The sequence below is a fragment of the Cupriavidus agavae genome, from assembly GCF_004217045.1.
Classification (GTDB): Bacteria; Pseudomonadota; Gammaproteobacteria; order Burkholderiales; family Burkholderiaceae; genus Cupriavidus; species Cupriavidus agavae.
In genome coordinates, this window is sequence record NZ_SGXM01000003.1 from 199,543 (window position 1) to 212,983 (window position 13,441).

Consider the following 13,441-nt stretch of genomic DNA (forward strand, 5'->3'; position numbering starts at 1 on the left):
GTCGTCGCTTCCAACCCCGGTGTCAGGGATCGGGGCTCGCGAGCCAGGAGTCGAGCTGGGCGAGGGCGGCCACGCGGGCCACGGCATCGCCGCCCACGGTCACGCCGGTGCCGTGGCGTGCGGCGATGTCGCGCCGCACGTGAAGTTCGCTGGTGCCGTCGAAGCCGTGGTACGCACCGGGGTAGATCTCCAGCCGGAAGCGCGCGCCGGGCTGGCGGGACTGCACCGCGTTCTGGAGCATCGCGCAGCGCGTGGCGGGCGTCCAGTCGTCGGCGCCGCCGATCAGCAGCAGCAGCGGCGTGCGCAGCCGGAAGTCGTGCTGCTGCACCGCGCGCTTGCAGCCGGGGTAGAACGCCACGGCACGATCCACCGTGGGCGTGCCGGACGGCCACGGGCGGCTGGCGTCGATCGTCGCCAGCACCGCCTGCGCGCCGTTGGACCAGCCCAGCAGCACGATGCGGCGCGTGTCGATGATCGGTTGCCTTGCCACCCAGCGCAGCGCCGCCAACGCGTCGGCGCGGCGCGTGCGGTCATCGATCGCGCGGGCGTCGAGCGCCTCGGTGCAGATGCCCTGCGCCTTGCCGCGCGGGCTGAAGCTGTCGGGCATCAGCACCGCATACCCGCGCTCGGTGAGCCAGTGGGCGTACTCGCGGTAGCGGCTCTGCAGCGCGGCGGCCGGGTCGATCACTTCCTCGATGGTGCCGGCGCGCTTCGCCGCCACGCGCATGTCCACCAGCCCGCCGCAGCCGTGCAGCGCCACCACCACGGGCAGCGGCTGGCTGCGCGCCAGCGAACCCTCGCGCGGCGTGAACCAGTAGGCGGTCAGCGCCGGCATGCCCGGTTCGGCGGGCAGGCGTACCAGCGTCACGGCGGGCTCGGCCGATGCCGATACCGATGCCGATACCGAGGCGGCGCCGTCGACGGGCGCTGTCAGCGGCGTCGGCGGCGTGACCGGTGCCATCGACACGGCCGGCTGGGCCGGTGCGGTCGGCGTCAGCGCCACGCCGATGGCCAGCACGGCCAGCGCGCCGCGCAGCCAGCGTCCCGCCGGGGACGGAATCGTCGGCGGGGTGGCGGGCGAGGGCGGAAGCTGGCGCGGCATGGTGGCGATGGATGGCGGCGAGGGCGGTCAGCGCGTGGACGCGCAGGCGCCGGTGCCCGGCTCGAACATCACGGGCCAGGCTTCCTCGTAGATGCCCGGCGTGCAGCGCGCCTGGCAGCCGGCGTGGGCCAGCGTGATACGCCGGGGGTCCTGCCAGACCATCAGCTTGCACGCGCTGCCGTCATTGGCGCGCAGTTCGATGTGCGGCGTCTTGCGGACCTGGCGGAACTCGGCCAGGTTGAAGCTGCACGAGCCGCGCTTGCCGACCCACAGCTTCCACTGCAGCTGCTGCACGGTGTTGTCCACCACGCGCAGCTGCGCGTCTTCCCGGAAGCCGTCGTCCTCGGTGCGGCGGCAGTCGCCCACGAGGTCGATATCGCGTGCCGCGATGGGCGTGGAGCGGCCCATGAACGGAATCTGGCAGCCGGCCAGCGTGACCGTCAGCAGCAGCGCGGCCACGAGCCGGGCCGACATCGTATTTCTACGAAAAACGGCGGAGAGGGTGGAAAGGCGCGTCATGGCTCGGAGGGCGGCGCTCAGGCCGGGCGGCGCAGGTGCCAGTCGGTGGCCTGCTGGAACGCATGGGCCACCTGCAGCAGGCGCGCTTCGTCGAAGTAGTTGCCGATCATCTGCAGGCCCACGGGCATGTTGCCCTCGCCGAAGCCGGCCGGCACGCTCATGCCGGGCAGGCCGGCCAGGCTGGTGGACAGCGTGAAGATATCGGCCAGGTACATCTGCACCGGGTCGGCGGTCTTCTCGCCGAGCTTCCACGCCACGCTCGGCGCCACCGGGCCCATGATCACGTCGCACTCGGCGAACGCGCGCTGGAAATCGTCGGCGATGATGCGGCGGATCTTCTGCGCCTGCAGGTAGTAGGCGTCGTAGTAGCCGTGCGAGAGCACGTACGTGCCCACCATGATGCGGCGCTTGACCTCGGTGCCGAAGCCCTCGGCCCGGCTCTTCTTGTACATGTCGAGCAGGTCGCGGTACTCGGCGGCGCGGTGGCCGTAGCGCACGCCGTCGAAGCGCGACAGGTTCGACGAAGCCTCGGCCGGCGCGATGATGTAGTACACCGGGATCGACAGCTCGGTCTTGGGCAGCGAGACGTCCACCAGCGTGGCGCCCAGCTTCTCGTACTCGGCCAGCGCGGCGCGCACGGCCTTCTCCACGTCGGCGGAGAGCCCCTTGCCGAAGTACTCGCGCGGCAGGCCGATGCGCAGGCCGGCCAGCGGCTGCGCGGCGCTGGCGCCGGCGCGCGGCTGGCCCAGCAGGCGCGTGAAGTCCTCGTCCACGCCGCCCTGCTCGGGCGCCAGGCTCGTGGAATCCTTCGGGTCGAAGCCGGCCATCGCGTTGAGCAGCAGCGCGCAGTCCTCGGCCGTATGGGCCAGCGGGCCGCCCTGGTCCAGCGACGACGCAAACGCGATCATGCCGAAGCGCGACACGCGGCCGTAGGTCGGCTTGATGCCGGTGATGCCCGAGAACGAGGCCGGCTGGCGGATCGAGCCGCCGGTATCGGTGCCGGTGGCGGCCGGCGCCAGGCCGGCGGCCACGGCGGCAGCCGAGCCGCCCGACGAGCCGCCCGGCACGCGGTTGTTGTCCCACGGGTTGCGCACCACGCCCTGGTACGAGTTCTCGTTGGACGAACCCATCGCAAACTCGTCCATGTTGGTCTTGCCCAGCGTCACCATGCCGGCGGCGCCCAGGCGCGCCACCACGGTGGCGTCGAACGGGCTCTCGTAGCCGGCCAGCATCTTCGAGCCGGCGGTGGACTTCCAGCCGCGCGTCACGAAGACGTCCTTGTGGGCAACCGGCACGCCGGTCAGCGGGGCGGCCTGGCCGTTGGCGCGGCGCTCGTCGGCGGCGCGGGCCTGGGCCAGCGTCAGGTCCGGATTGACGTCGACGAAGGCGTTGAGGTGTCTGGCGGCGTCGATGCGGGCCAGGTAGTCGCGCGCGAGTTCCTCGGCGGAGACGGTACGCGCGGCCAGCGCGTCGGCGATCTGGCGCAGGGAAGTCACGGAATCAGCGGAAAAGGTCATGTCGGGTCAGATGGCGTCTGGATGGGGGACGGACGGGCGCGGGGCGCGGGGCGCCGGCGCGTGCGTCACTCGATGACCTTCGGCACGAGGTAGAGGCCGTTCTCGGTGGCCGGGGCCGGGCGCTGGTAGTCGGCGCGGCGGTCGGCCTCGGTCACGGCGTCGTCGCGCAGGCGCTGGGCGATGTCGCGCACGGCCGAGAGCGGGTGGGCCAGCGGCTCGATGCCGGTGGTGTCCACGGCCTGCATCTGTTCGACGAGGGAGAAGAAATTGTTCAGCTGGACAAGCGTCTGGGCGGCCTCGTCATCGGTGGTTTCGATGCGGGCCAGGTGCGCGATGCGCTTGACGTCGGAAAGTTCGAGAGCCATGGCTTGGTGCGGCGCCGGAAGCGCCCGGTTCGGTCACGGAGGACCGGAGGTGTTGCGGCCGCGCCGGCGCGGCGGGAGCGCGGGCAGGAGGCCGGCGGTCACCTTGCCACGTCCGGACGGCCGTCGGGGTGCCGGAAGGGCGTCATGCGCCGGCCAGCATGGCGGAGGCCACGGCGTGCCGGACGGGTGCGCCCGGGAGACACCCCAGGATCGTCGAAGTTACAAGTTTTTCAGGGCCCGAACGCCCCGAAACAGCGTGAATTATAAGGTATCATTACGCGCTGCAGTCTTCCCGCAGCGCACTCTCCACTTGGGTTGCGGCAAGGCGGGCGGGCGGTGGCGCGACCGGCACAGCGACGGCATTCCGAAGCCGGCGCCCGGGCGGCCCGGCCAGTGCGGATTCCGGCGCCTCGGATGGCCCGGCGTCGCGGACTTGCAACAGTACGCAACAGTAGAGTGCCTGCTCCATGGCTGGCCCGCGGATTAACGGCCGGTTTTCATCGTTTTTTCAGTCGTAACGAACAGGTTCCTCCGATTAGGCTTCTGCATCGTCAGGCTTTTTTGCCTGGCTGGCCCGCTGGCGGCGAACTTTCGCGCAGAGTTTAATCAAAGGTTCCCGTAGGTCCGGCGTGCAGGTCACGCCGGCGCGCGGATCGCCGCAGGTGCCCGGGGCTTGCCGTCCCGATGGCAACGGGGCGTGCCGGGGCCGGGCTGGCAAGTGCCGCCCGCACCTTGGGGGCCGTGAACCATCACCCTCGCAAACGTATTCATGGCCGGGCCGCGCGCGGCGCCGGCCGCTTCGCATACCCGCGAACCAACAGAAGACAGGATTCCTGATGTTCGGATTTCTCCGTAGCTATTTCTCCAACGACCTGGCCATCGACCTGGGCACCGCCAACACCCTGATCTACATGCGCGACAAGGGCATCGTCCTGGACGAGCCGTCGGTCGTGGCGATCCGTCAGGAAGGCGGCCCCAACGCCAAGAAGACGATCACGGCGGTGGGCAAGGAAGCCAAGCAGATGCTGGGCAAGGTGCCGGGCAACATCGAGGCCATCCGCCCGATGAAGGACGGCGTGATCGCCGACTTCACCGTGACCGAGCAGATGCTCAAGCAGTTCATCAAGATGGTGCACGACACCAAGCTGCTGCGTCCGAGCCCGCGCATCATCATCTGCGTGCCCTGCGGCTCGACCCAGGTCGAGCGCCGCGCCATCCGTGAATCGGCGCTGGGCGCCGGCGCCAGCCAGGTGTACCTGATCGAGGAGCCGATGTCGGCCGCGATCGGCGCGGGCCTGCCGGTGTCGGAGCCGTCGGGCTCGATGGTCGTCGATATCGGCGGCGGCACCACCGAGGTGGGCATCATCTCGCTGGGCGGCATGGTCTACAAGGGTTCGGTGCGCGTGGGTGGCGACAAGTTCGACGAGGCCATCGTCAACTACATCCGCCGCAACTACGGCATGCTGATCGGCGAGCAGACCGCCGAAGCGATCAAGAAGGAAATCGGCTCGGCCTTCCCGGGTTCCGAAGTGCGCGAGATGGAAGTCAAGGGCCGCAACCTGTCCGAAGGCATCCCGCGTGCGTTCACGGTGTCGTCGAACGAAATCCTCGAAGCGCTGACCGATCCGCTGAACCAGATCGTCTCGGCCGTGAAGATCGCGCTGGAACAGACCCCGCCGGAACTGGGCGCCGACATCGCCGAGCGCGGCATGATGCTGACCGGTGGCGGCGCGCTGCTGCGCGACCTGGACCGCCTGCTGGCCGAGGAAACGGGCCTGCCGGTGCTGGTGGCCGAAGATCCGCTGACCTGCGTGGTGCGCGGCTCGGGCATGGCGCTGGAACGCATGGACAAGCTCGGCAGCATTTTCTCGTACGAGTAACACGAGGCCGGGGGCGCCACGTGGTGCTTAGCGTCGCCGCCCCTCTCCACTCCCTGATGTCTTCCCCCGCCAGCCCGTTCCGGCGTGCCCTTTCCGGGCCGCTGGGACGCGCTGGCGGAATGGTTTCGCCCGCGCCCCGGTAAATGGATTACTCTCCACCGCCGCTCTTCAAGCAAGGCACATCGGCCGTTGCGCGCCTGGTCGTCTTCGTGGCGATCGCGCTGGCGCTGCTGATCGTCGACGCGCGCTTCGACGCCATGCGCATCGCGCGCCAGGTGGCCGCCACCGTGCTGATGCCGGTGGAACGGCTCGTGCTGGTGCCGCGCGACGCGCTGCGCGGCGTGTTCGACTACGCCCAGTCGTCCGTCACGCTGGCCACCGAGAACCGCGAACTGCGCCGCAGTGCCGTGGAGCAGGCCAACGCGGCCGTGCGCCAGGCCCAGCTGGAGGCCGAGAACGGCCAGCTGCGCAAGCTGCTGAACCTCGAACAGCAGTCGGCCACGCCGGTCACGGCCGCCGAAATCCTCTACGACGCCCGCGACCCGTACAGCCAGCGCATCGTGATCGACCGTGGCAGCTCGCACGGCCTGCGCGCCGGCTATCCGGTGATCGACGAACGCGGCGTGATCGGCCAGCTGACGCGCGTGTCGCCGTTCCAGTCCGAAGTGACGCTGCTGACCGACAAGGACCAGGCCATTCCGGTGCAGGTGGTGCGCAACGGGCTGCGCAGCGTGGCCTTTGGCGGCTCGCGCGCCGGCCTGCTGGACCTGCGTTTCATGGCCGCCTCGGCCGACCTGCAGCAGGGTGACCTGCTGGTCACGTCGGGGCTGGATGGCACGTATCCGCCGGGCCTGCCGGTGGCGAAGATCGTCCAGATCGAGCGCAAGGCCGATACCGCGTTCTCGCGGGTCTACTGCGAGCCGGTGGCGGGCGTGCGCTCGCACCGGCAATTGCTGGTGGTGCGCTACGAGTCGGGGCTGGCGCCGCGTCCGGAAGAAGCCAGCACGCCGGTCAAGGCCGAGAAGGGCGCCCGTTCGGCCGCCGCGCGGGCCGGGGCGGAGCAGAAGGCCGCCGACAAGGCTGACAAGGCCGAGAAGGCCGACAAGCAGAAATCTCCGGAGTCCGCCCAGTGACGACGTCCCAATACCTGCTGCGCCCGGTCAACCCCATCTTCATCGCGCTGACCTTCGTGCTGGCGTTCCTGTTCAACCTGATGCCGTGGGGCACCACGCTGTGGATCCCGGACATGGTGGCGCTGGTGCTGGTGTTCTGGAACATCCACCAGCCGCGCAAGGTGGGCATGGGCGTGGCGTTTTTACTAGGTCTGCTGATGGATGTGCACGACGCCCGGCTGCTGGGCGAGCACGCCATGGCCTACACGCTGCTGGCCTACTTTGCCATCACGATCCATCGCCGCGTGCTGTGGTTCTCGGTCTACACGCAGGCGCTGCATGTGCTGCCGCTGCTGTTCATCGCCCATGCGGTGCCGGTGGTGATCCGGCTGGCCATGGGTGCGCCGCTGCCGGGCTGGCCGCTGCTGGTGGCGCCCGTGATCGAGGCGGTGCTGTGGCCGATGGCCACCGCGCTGCTGCTGGCGCCGCAACGCCGGTCGAACGACGTCGACGAGACGCGTCCGATCTAGCCCCCACCTCCTGAGACCGCCGCGCGCAGTACCGCCATGACCGAAATCCGCAACGTCGAACTGGAAATCGGCCGCTTCCGCATCCGCGTGGCGGCTGCCGCCCTGTTCACGGTCATCTGCTTTGGCCTGCTGTTCTCCCGCTTCCTGTGGCTGCAGTGGTACAAGCATGACCAGTACTCGGCCAAGGCCGAGGACAACCGCATCTCCGTGGCGCCGATCGAGCCCAACCGCGGCATCATCATGGACCGCAACGGCGTGGTGCTGGCGCGCAACTACTCCGCGTACACGCTCGAAATCACGCCGTCCAAGCTGACCGACACGCTCGACAACACGATCGAGGCGCTGTCGGGGCTGGTGGACATCCAGCCGCGCGACCGCCGCCGCTTCAAGCGGCTGATGGAGGAATCGCGCAGCTTCGAGAGCCTGCCGCTGCGCAGCCAGCTGACCGACGAGGAAGTGGCCAAGTTCTCGGCCCAGCGCTTCCGCTTTCCGGGCGTGGACGTGCGCGCGCGGCTGTTCCGCCAGTATCCGCTGGGCGAATCGGCCAGCCATGTGGTGGGCTACATCGGCCGGATCTCGCAGCGCGACCAGGAACGGATCGAGGCCACCGACGAGGCCAACGACGCCGAGGGCGCGAAGTACGACCCGCGCAAGGACGCCGACAACTACAAGGGCACCAACTACATCGGCAAGATCGGGCTGGAGCAGAGCTACGAGTACGAACTGCACGGCCTGACCGGTTTCGAGGAAGTGGAAGTCAGCGCGGGCGGGCGGCCCATCCGCACGCTGTCCACCTCGCCGGCCACGCCCGGCAACAACCTGATCCTGTCGCTCGACATCCGGCTCCAGCAATTGGCGGAACAGCTATTCGGCGACCGCCGGGGCGCGCTGGTGGCAATCGAGCCGGAAACGGGTGACATCCTGGCCTTCGTCTCGAAGCCGACCTACGACCCGAACCTGTTCGTCGAAGGGATCGACTCGAAGACCTGGGACGAGCTGAACAACTCGCCCGACAAGCCGCTGCTGAACCGTCCGCTGCGCGGCACCTATCCGCCGGGCTCCACCTACAAGCCGTTCATGGCGCTGGCGGCGCTGACCACGGGCAAGCGTACGGCGGCATGGGGCATGCACGACCCGGGCTTCTTCACGCTCGGCAACCACACGTTCCGCGACGACAAGCCGGGCGGCCACGGGTGGGTGGACATGCAGACGTCCATCGTCCAGTCCTGCGATACCTATTACTACGCACTGGCGCGCGACATGGGCGTCAATGCGATCCACGATTTCATGAAGCCGCTGGGCTTCGGCCAGATCACCGGCATCGACATCGAGGGCGAAAGCCGCGGCATCCTGCCGTCCACCGACTGGAAGCGCAAGGCGTACCGCAAGCCCGAGCAGCAGAAGTGGTACGACGGCGAGACGATCTCGCTCGGGATCGGGCAGGGCTACAACAGTTTCACGATCCTGCAACTGGCCAACGCGGTGTCGATCATCGTCAACAACGGCGCGGCGATGAAGCCCCACCTGGTCAAGGCGGTGGAGAACTCGGTCACGCGCCAGCGCACGCTGACCGTGCCCAAGGAAAGCTACCGGCTGCCGTTCAAGCAGTCTGATATCGACGTGATCAAGAAGGCCATGGTGGCGGTGACCCACAATGGCACGGCGGCGCGCGTGTTCGCGGGCGCGGCGTACGAATCGGCCGGCAAGACCGGCACGGCGCAGACCTACACGCTGGCCAAGGGCGAGAAGTACAACCACCACGCGCTGGAAGAGCGCAAGCGCGACCACTCGCTCTACACGGCCTTCGCGCCCGCGGACAAGCCCAAGATCGCGCTGGCGCTGATCGTCGAGAACGCCGGCTTCGGCGCGGCGGTGGCGGCCCCGATCGCGCGCAAGGTGATGGACTACTACCTGCTGCGCAAGTGGCCCGAAGACCTGCAGGCCAGCGCGCCGCCGCCCGAGGAGCGCGAGCGCGCCGGCGGCCGGCCGCCCGTGGATACGCCGAGCGTGTTCACGACGGGCCTGACGGCCAACGCGGCATCGGCCACGGTGATGCAAACGGCACCTGTAGCGGTGGCCGAGGCGTCGGCGGCCGGGGCCAGCGCACCGGGCGCGGCCAGCACGGTGGCTGCCGGATCGGTGCCGGCGGCACGCTCGGCGTCTGACACGATTGCCGCCCAGCTCGACCCGGCCGCCATTGCGCCGGCCTCGGCTGTGGCCACGCTCGATGCCCGCATGCTGCAGGCGCTGGGCCACAGCAAGCCGGCGCCGGCACCGCAGGCTCCGGCCAAGGCCACCCCGGCCGCGGCCTCCGCGCCGGCACCCAAGCCGCGTGCACGCCCGGTCAAGCCCGCCAACGTGGCGGACACCGGCGCGAGCCGCAACAACGCCACACAGTAAAGGAGGCGCGCCATGGACAAACGCCGCGTCATCTCGACGATCCGCACCGCCCTGACCGGCTTCGACAAGCCGCTGGCCCTGATCGTCTTCCTGCTGTTCGCCACCGGCATCGTGGCGCTCTACTCGGCCGCCATCGACATGCCGGGCCGCGTGGAAGACCAGTTGCGCAACATCCTGCTGTCGTACGCGGTGATGATCGTGATTGCCTACATGCCGACCCAGTTGCTGATGCGGATCGCGGTGCCGCTCTACACGGTGGGCGTGGCACTGCTGATCGCGGTGGCGATGTTCGGCCTGATCCGCAAGGGCGCGCGGCGCTGGCTCAACGTGGGCATGGTGATCCAGCCGTCCGAGATCATGAAGATCTCGATGCCGCTGATGCTGGCGTGGTATTTCCAGAAGCGCGAAGGCGTGATCCGGTGGTTCGACTTCATCGTGGCGCTGGTGATCCTGGGCATCCCGGTGGGCCTGATCGCCAAGCAGCCCGACCTCGGCACCGGCCTGCTGGTGCTGGCCGCCGGCCTGTACGTGATCTATTTCGCGGGGCTGTCGTGGAAGATCATCCTGCCGCTGCTCGGCATCGGCGTGGTGGCGATCTCGCTGCTGGTGGCCTACGAGGCCGACATCTGCAAGCCCGGCGTGAACTGGCCCGTGCTGCACGACTACCAGCAGCACCGGGTCTGCACGCTGCTGGACCCGACTACCGATCCGCTCGGCAAGGGCTTCCACACGATCCAGTCGATCATTGCGATCGGCTCGGGCGGGGTAACCGGCAAGGGCTGGCTCAAGGGCACGCAGACGCACCTGGAGTTCATCCCGGAGAAGCACACCGACTTCATTTTCGCGGTGTACTCGGAGGAATTCGGGCTGATCGGCAACGCCGTGCTGCTGCTGCTGTTCCTGCTGCTGATCTTCCGGGGGCTTTATATTGCCGCCAACGCGCCGACATTGTTCTCGCGGCTGCTGGCCGGGGCGATCACGCTGATCTTCTTCACCTATGCGTTCGTGAACATGGGGATGGTGAGCGGCATCCTGCCCGTGGTGGGCGTGCCGCTGCCGCTGCTGAGCTATGGCGGCACGGCGCTGGTGACGCTGGGCATGGGCATCGGCATCCTGATGAGCATTTCCCGGCAGAAGCGGCTGATCCAGACCTGACGCCCAGGTCACTTTGCTACACTGCGCATCGCAAAAATACGAATTCGATCGGTATCCGTAGAAGCCTATGAACGCCCAAGACGTCGCCGCCTACCTGCAGAGCAACCCGCAGTTCTTCGAGGACCACGCCGAGCTGTTGGCCACGGTGCAGCTGACCAGCCCGCACAGCCACCGCGCGGTCTCGCTGCAGGAGCGCCAGATGGAAATCCTGCGCGAGAAGAACAAGGGCCTGGAGCTGAAGCTGGCCGATCTGGTGCGCCACGGCCACGAGAACGACCGCACCCAGCAGCGCCTGCATGACTGGCAACTGCGCCTGCTGGCCGAGGCCGATTCGCACGCACTGCCGTACGCGGTGCAGGACGGCCTGCAGCAGGTGTTCGACGTGCCCGCGGTGGCCCTGCGCCTGTGGGCCGTGGGCGAGAACTTCGCGCACATGGAAGTGGCCCAGGCCGCCAGCGACGACCTGCGGCTGTTCGCCGAGGGCCTGCGCGCCCCGTACTGCGGCCCGAACAGCGGCTTCGAGGCCGCCGCGCTGCTCGAACGCGACGATATCGCCTCGCTGGCCATGGTCACGCTGCGCGCGCCGGCCCGGGCGGGCGAGGAAGGTGCCGGCCCGGCATTCGGCCTGCTGGTGCTGGGTTCGCCCGAGACGCGCCGCTTCCACGAGGGCATGGGTACGGCCTATCTGGCCCAGATCGGCGAAGTGGCGGGTGCCGCGCTGAACCGCCTGCGCGACTGATCCTCCCGCGCCATGGGCCGCCAGCGCAACGAAGGTGCCGCCGAGGCCGACTCCCCGAAGCCGGCGCCTGACCCGCTGGTTGTTCGCTACCTCGACTGGCTGGCCACCAACCGCAAGCTGGCCGACCACACACTGACGAGTTACGGCCACGACCTGGCCGTGCTGCAGGAGCACGCCACGCGCCTGGCCGCCGGCGTGCCGCTGCTCTCGCTCGAAACCCGCCATATCCGCTCGTTCGCCGCCCGCATGCATGGCGGCGGGCTGTCCGCCCGCACCATAGCCCGCACGCTGTCGGCCTGGCGCGGCTTCTACCTCTGGGCCGCCCGGCACGGGCACGGCGTCACGGCCAATCCGGTCGATGGCGTGCGCGCACCCCGGCGCGGCCAGCCGCTGCCCAAGGCGCTGTCGGTGGAGCATGCGGTGGCGCTGGTGGCGCATCGGACCGGCGATACCGCCGAGGCGGTGCGCGACCAGGCGATGTTCGAGCTGTTCTATTCCAGCGGGCTGCGGCTGTCCGAACTGATCCAGCTCGACCTGCGCTATACGGAAACCGCCGAACACCGTTCGGACGGCTGGCTCGACCTGGCCAGCGCCGAGGTGACCGTCATCGGCAAGGGATCGCGGCGGCGTTCGGTGCCGGTCGGCAGCAAGGCGGTGGAGGCGCTGCGGGCCTGGCTTGACGTACGCCAGACCCTGCTGCGCCCCGATGCCTCCCCGGACGATGCCAGCGCGCTGTTCCTCGGCACGCGCGGCCGGCGCATTGCGCCGAGCACCGTGCAACAGCGCATCCGCCAGCAGGCGCTGGCCGCCGGCGTGCCGAGCCACGTGCATCCGCACATGCTGCGTCATTCGTTCGCCACGCACGTGCTCCAGTCGTCGGGCGACCTGCGCGCCGTGCAGGAGATGCTCGGCCATGCCAGCGTGGCCACCACGCAGGTCTATACCTCGCTCGATTTCCAGCACCTGGCCAAGGTCTACGACCAGGCCCATCCCCGCGCCGGGCGCCGCAAGCCGCCAGCGGCGCCGGTTGCCAGGCGCCCGGACGAGGAGGGGGACGAAGACGAGGACGCAGGCGGCACGTAGGCGGCAAGCAGGCAGCGAGCAGGCGGAGCGTCCGCCTGCCTTCCTGCTGCCCTTATTTCCACTGCGACAGGATGTTCTTGAAGCGCTCCATCTCGGGCAGCAGCCACTGCCGGAACGCCTGCACCTTGGGTTTTTCGAGGCTGGCGTGGGTGGAGACGAAGTAGAGCAGCCACGGGCACGGGATACTGACGTTGAACAGCCGCACCACGCGCCCGGCCAGCAGGTCGTTGTAGGCCAGCGTCGAGCGGATCAGCGCCACGCCCTGGCCCTCGGCCGCCGCCTGCAGCAGCAGCGACGAATCCTGCAGCATCAGGCCGCGCGTGGGCTCGGCCCAGTCGAGTCCGGCCGCCTCGAACCACGGTTTCCACGGGTCGCCCTCGCCGCGCAGCAGCGGCATGCCGGCCATGTGCGCGGGCTGTTCGGGCAGGCGTCCGCCGTTGAAGTCCGGGCTGCAGACCGGGAAGAACACATCCTCGACCAGCCGCTCGGTGTAGAGGCCCGGATACTGGCCGGCGCCCATGCGCAGCGCCACGTCCACCTCCTCGGTGGAAAAATCGACCAGCGTGTTCGAGGACAGCAGTTCCACTTCCAGTTCGGGATGCTGCTCGATGAAGCTGCCGATGCGCGGCGTCAGCCAACGCGCGGCAAACGACGGCATGGTGCTGATGGTCAGGCGCTTGTCACGGTTGCCGGACTGCAGCACGCGCGTGGCGTCGGCAATCTGCAACAGTGCGTCGCGCACGCGCTCGGCGTAGAGCCGGCCGCTGCCGGTCAGCACCACGCGCTTGCCGCGCCGCTCGAACAGCGGCTGGCCCAGCTCCTCTTCGAGCGCGCGGATCTGGTGGCTGACCGCGCCATGGGTCACGAACAGTTCGGCTGCAGCCCGGGAAAAGCTCTCGTGGCGCGCGGCGGCCTCGAAGGTGCGCAGCGCGGCCAGCGCCGGCAGGCGGGGGAATTCGCGCTTCCAGTTGCGGACGTCATCGGGCTCCCAGCCACCGTTCCACGCCATGATTTATCTCTTTATGTGAGTTTGGCTAAC

12 protein-coding genes are annotated in these 13,441 nt (G+C 69.1%); 7 read left to right on the plus strand and 5 right to left on the minus strand.

What is annotated here, in order from left to right; genetic code table 11:
- Positions 1-22 precede the first annotated feature (22 nt).
- The 4 genes from EV147_RS14745 to gatC all read right to left on the minus strand — a co-directional run bounded on the left by EV147_RS14745 (position 23) and on the right by gatC (position 3,503).
- Positions 23-1,102, minus strand: coding sequence for a dienelactone hydrolase family protein (locus EV147_RS14745; RefSeq protein ID WP_130391959.1), 1,080 nt, complete (start codon positions 1,100-1,102; stop codon positions 23-25).
- 27 nt (positions 1,103-1,129) lie between these two features.
- A complete protein-coding gene (locus tag EV147_RS14750; protein ID WP_130392222.1) occupies positions 1,130-1,576 on the minus strand; it encodes a hypothetical protein in 447 nt (148 codons plus the stop codon).
- 62 nt (positions 1,577-1,638) lie between these two features.
- Positions 1,639-3,138, minus strand: coding sequence for an Asp-tRNA(Asn)/Glu-tRNA(Gln) amidotransferase subunit GatA (gene gatA, locus EV147_RS14755; RefSeq protein WP_130391960.1), 1,500 nt, complete (start codon positions 3,136-3,138; stop codon positions 1,639-1,641).
- A 65-nt stretch (positions 3,139-3,203) separates the two neighbouring features.
- The gene (gene gatC / locus EV147_RS14760; protein ID WP_130391961.1) at positions 3,204-3,503 is read right to left on the minus strand and encodes an Asp-tRNA(Asn)/Glu-tRNA(Gln) amidotransferase subunit GatC; all 300 of its coding nucleotides are present in this window, start codon (positions 3,501-3,503) and stop codon (positions 3,204-3,206) included.
- An 836-nt stretch (positions 3,504-4,339) separates the two neighbouring features.
- On the opposite strand from gatC, the gene EV147_RS14765 reads away from it, so the two are divergent.
- The 7 genes from EV147_RS14765 (at position 4,340) to xerC (ending at position 12,402) form a co-directional block, all read left to right on the plus strand.
- A complete protein-coding gene (locus EV147_RS14765) occupies positions 4,340-5,383 on the plus strand; it encodes a rod shape-determining protein (protein WP_019450345.1) in 1,044 nt (347 codons plus the stop codon).
- 143 nt (positions 5,384-5,526) lie between these two features.
- A complete protein-coding gene (mreC, locus tag EV147_RS14770) occupies positions 5,527-6,516 on the plus strand; it encodes a rod shape-determining protein MreC (RefSeq protein ID WP_130391962.1) in 990 nt (329 codons plus the stop codon).
- Positions 6,513-7,025 (plus strand): rod shape-determining protein MreD, encoded by a 513-nt coding sequence (gene mreD, locus EV147_RS14775; RefSeq protein WP_130391963.1) that lies wholly within the window; start codon positions 6,513-6,515, stop codon positions 7,023-7,025. Before mreC ends, mreD begins: the two co-directional genes overlap by 4 nt.
- A 36-nt stretch (positions 7,026-7,061) precedes the next feature.
- Positions 7,062-9,425 (plus strand): penicillin-binding protein 2, encoded by a 2,364-nt coding sequence (mrdA, locus tag EV147_RS14780; protein ID WP_130391964.1) that lies wholly within the window; start codon positions 7,062-7,064, stop codon positions 9,423-9,425.
- Positions 9,426-9,437: 12 nt separating this feature from the next.
- Positions 9,438-10,580: a rod shape-determining protein RodA gene (gene rodA / locus EV147_RS14785; RefSeq protein WP_130391965.1), complete on the plus strand. Its 1,143-nt coding sequence runs from the start codon at positions 9,438-9,440 to the stop codon at positions 10,578-10,580.
- Positions 10,581-10,647: 67 nt separating this feature from the next.
- Positions 10,648-11,319 (plus strand): DUF484 family protein, encoded by a 672-nt coding sequence (locus EV147_RS14790; protein WP_130391966.1) that lies wholly within the window; start codon positions 10,648-10,650, stop codon positions 11,317-11,319.
- A gap of 12 nt (positions 11,320-11,331) precedes the next feature.
- Entirely contained in the window at positions 11,332-12,402 is a 1,071-nt protein-coding gene (gene xerC, locus EV147_RS14795; RefSeq protein WP_130391967.1) for a tyrosine recombinase XerC, read from the plus strand.
- A 52-nt stretch (positions 12,403-12,454) separates the two neighbouring features.
- Here xerC and EV147_RS14800 read toward each other — a convergent pair whose 3' ends face one another.
- Complete coding sequence (locus tag EV147_RS14800) at positions 12,455-13,411, minus strand: transcriptional regulator GcvA (RefSeq protein ID WP_130391968.1); 957 nt, start codon at positions 13,409-13,411, stop codon at positions 12,455-12,457.
- Between the last annotated feature and the right edge of the window lie 30 nt (positions 13,412-13,441).

Excerpts from the sequence above, each read along its gene's own strand:
- gatC (WP_130391961.1), bottom strand. The coding sequence starts at position 3,503 with ATGGCTCTCGAACTTTCCGACGTCAAGCGCATCGCGCACCTGGCCCGC.
- EV147_RS14750 (WP_130392222.1), bottom strand. The coding sequence starts at position 1,576 with ATGTCGGCCCGGCTCGTGGCCGCGCTGCTGCTGACGGTCACGCTGGCC.
- EV147_RS14790 (WP_130391966.1), top strand. The coding sequence starts at position 10,648 with ATGAACGCCCAAGACGTCGCCGCCTACCTGCAGAGCAACCCGCAGTTC.
- mreC (WP_130391962.1), top strand. The coding sequence starts at position 5,527 with ATGGATTACTCTCCACCGCCGCTCTTCAAGCAAGGCACATCGGCCGTT.
- gatA (WP_130391960.1), bottom strand. The coding sequence starts at position 3,138 with ATGACCTTTTCCGCTGATTCCGTGACTTCCCTGCGCCAGATCGCCGAC.
- mrdA (WP_130391964.1), top strand. The coding sequence starts at position 7,062 with ATGACCGAAATCCGCAACGTCGAACTGGAAATCGGCCGCTTCCGCATC.
- EV147_RS14745 (WP_130391959.1), bottom strand. The coding sequence starts at position 1,102 with ATGCCGCGCCAGCTTCCGCCCTCGCCCGCCACCCCGCCGACGATTCCG.
- xerC (WP_130391967.1), top strand. The coding sequence starts at position 11,332 with ATGGGCCGCCAGCGCAACGAAGGTGCCGCCGAGGCCGACTCCCCGAAG.
- EV147_RS14800 (WP_130391968.1), bottom strand. The coding sequence starts at position 13,411 with ATGGCGTGGAACGGTGGCTGGGAGCCCGATGACGTCCGCAACTGGAAG.
- rodA (WP_130391965.1), top strand. The coding sequence starts at position 9,438 with ATGGACAAACGCCGCGTCATCTCGACGATCCGCACCGCCCTGACCGGC.
- EV147_RS14765 (WP_019450345.1), top strand. The coding sequence starts at position 4,340 with ATGTTCGGATTTCTCCGTAGCTATTTCTCCAACGACCTGGCCATCGAC.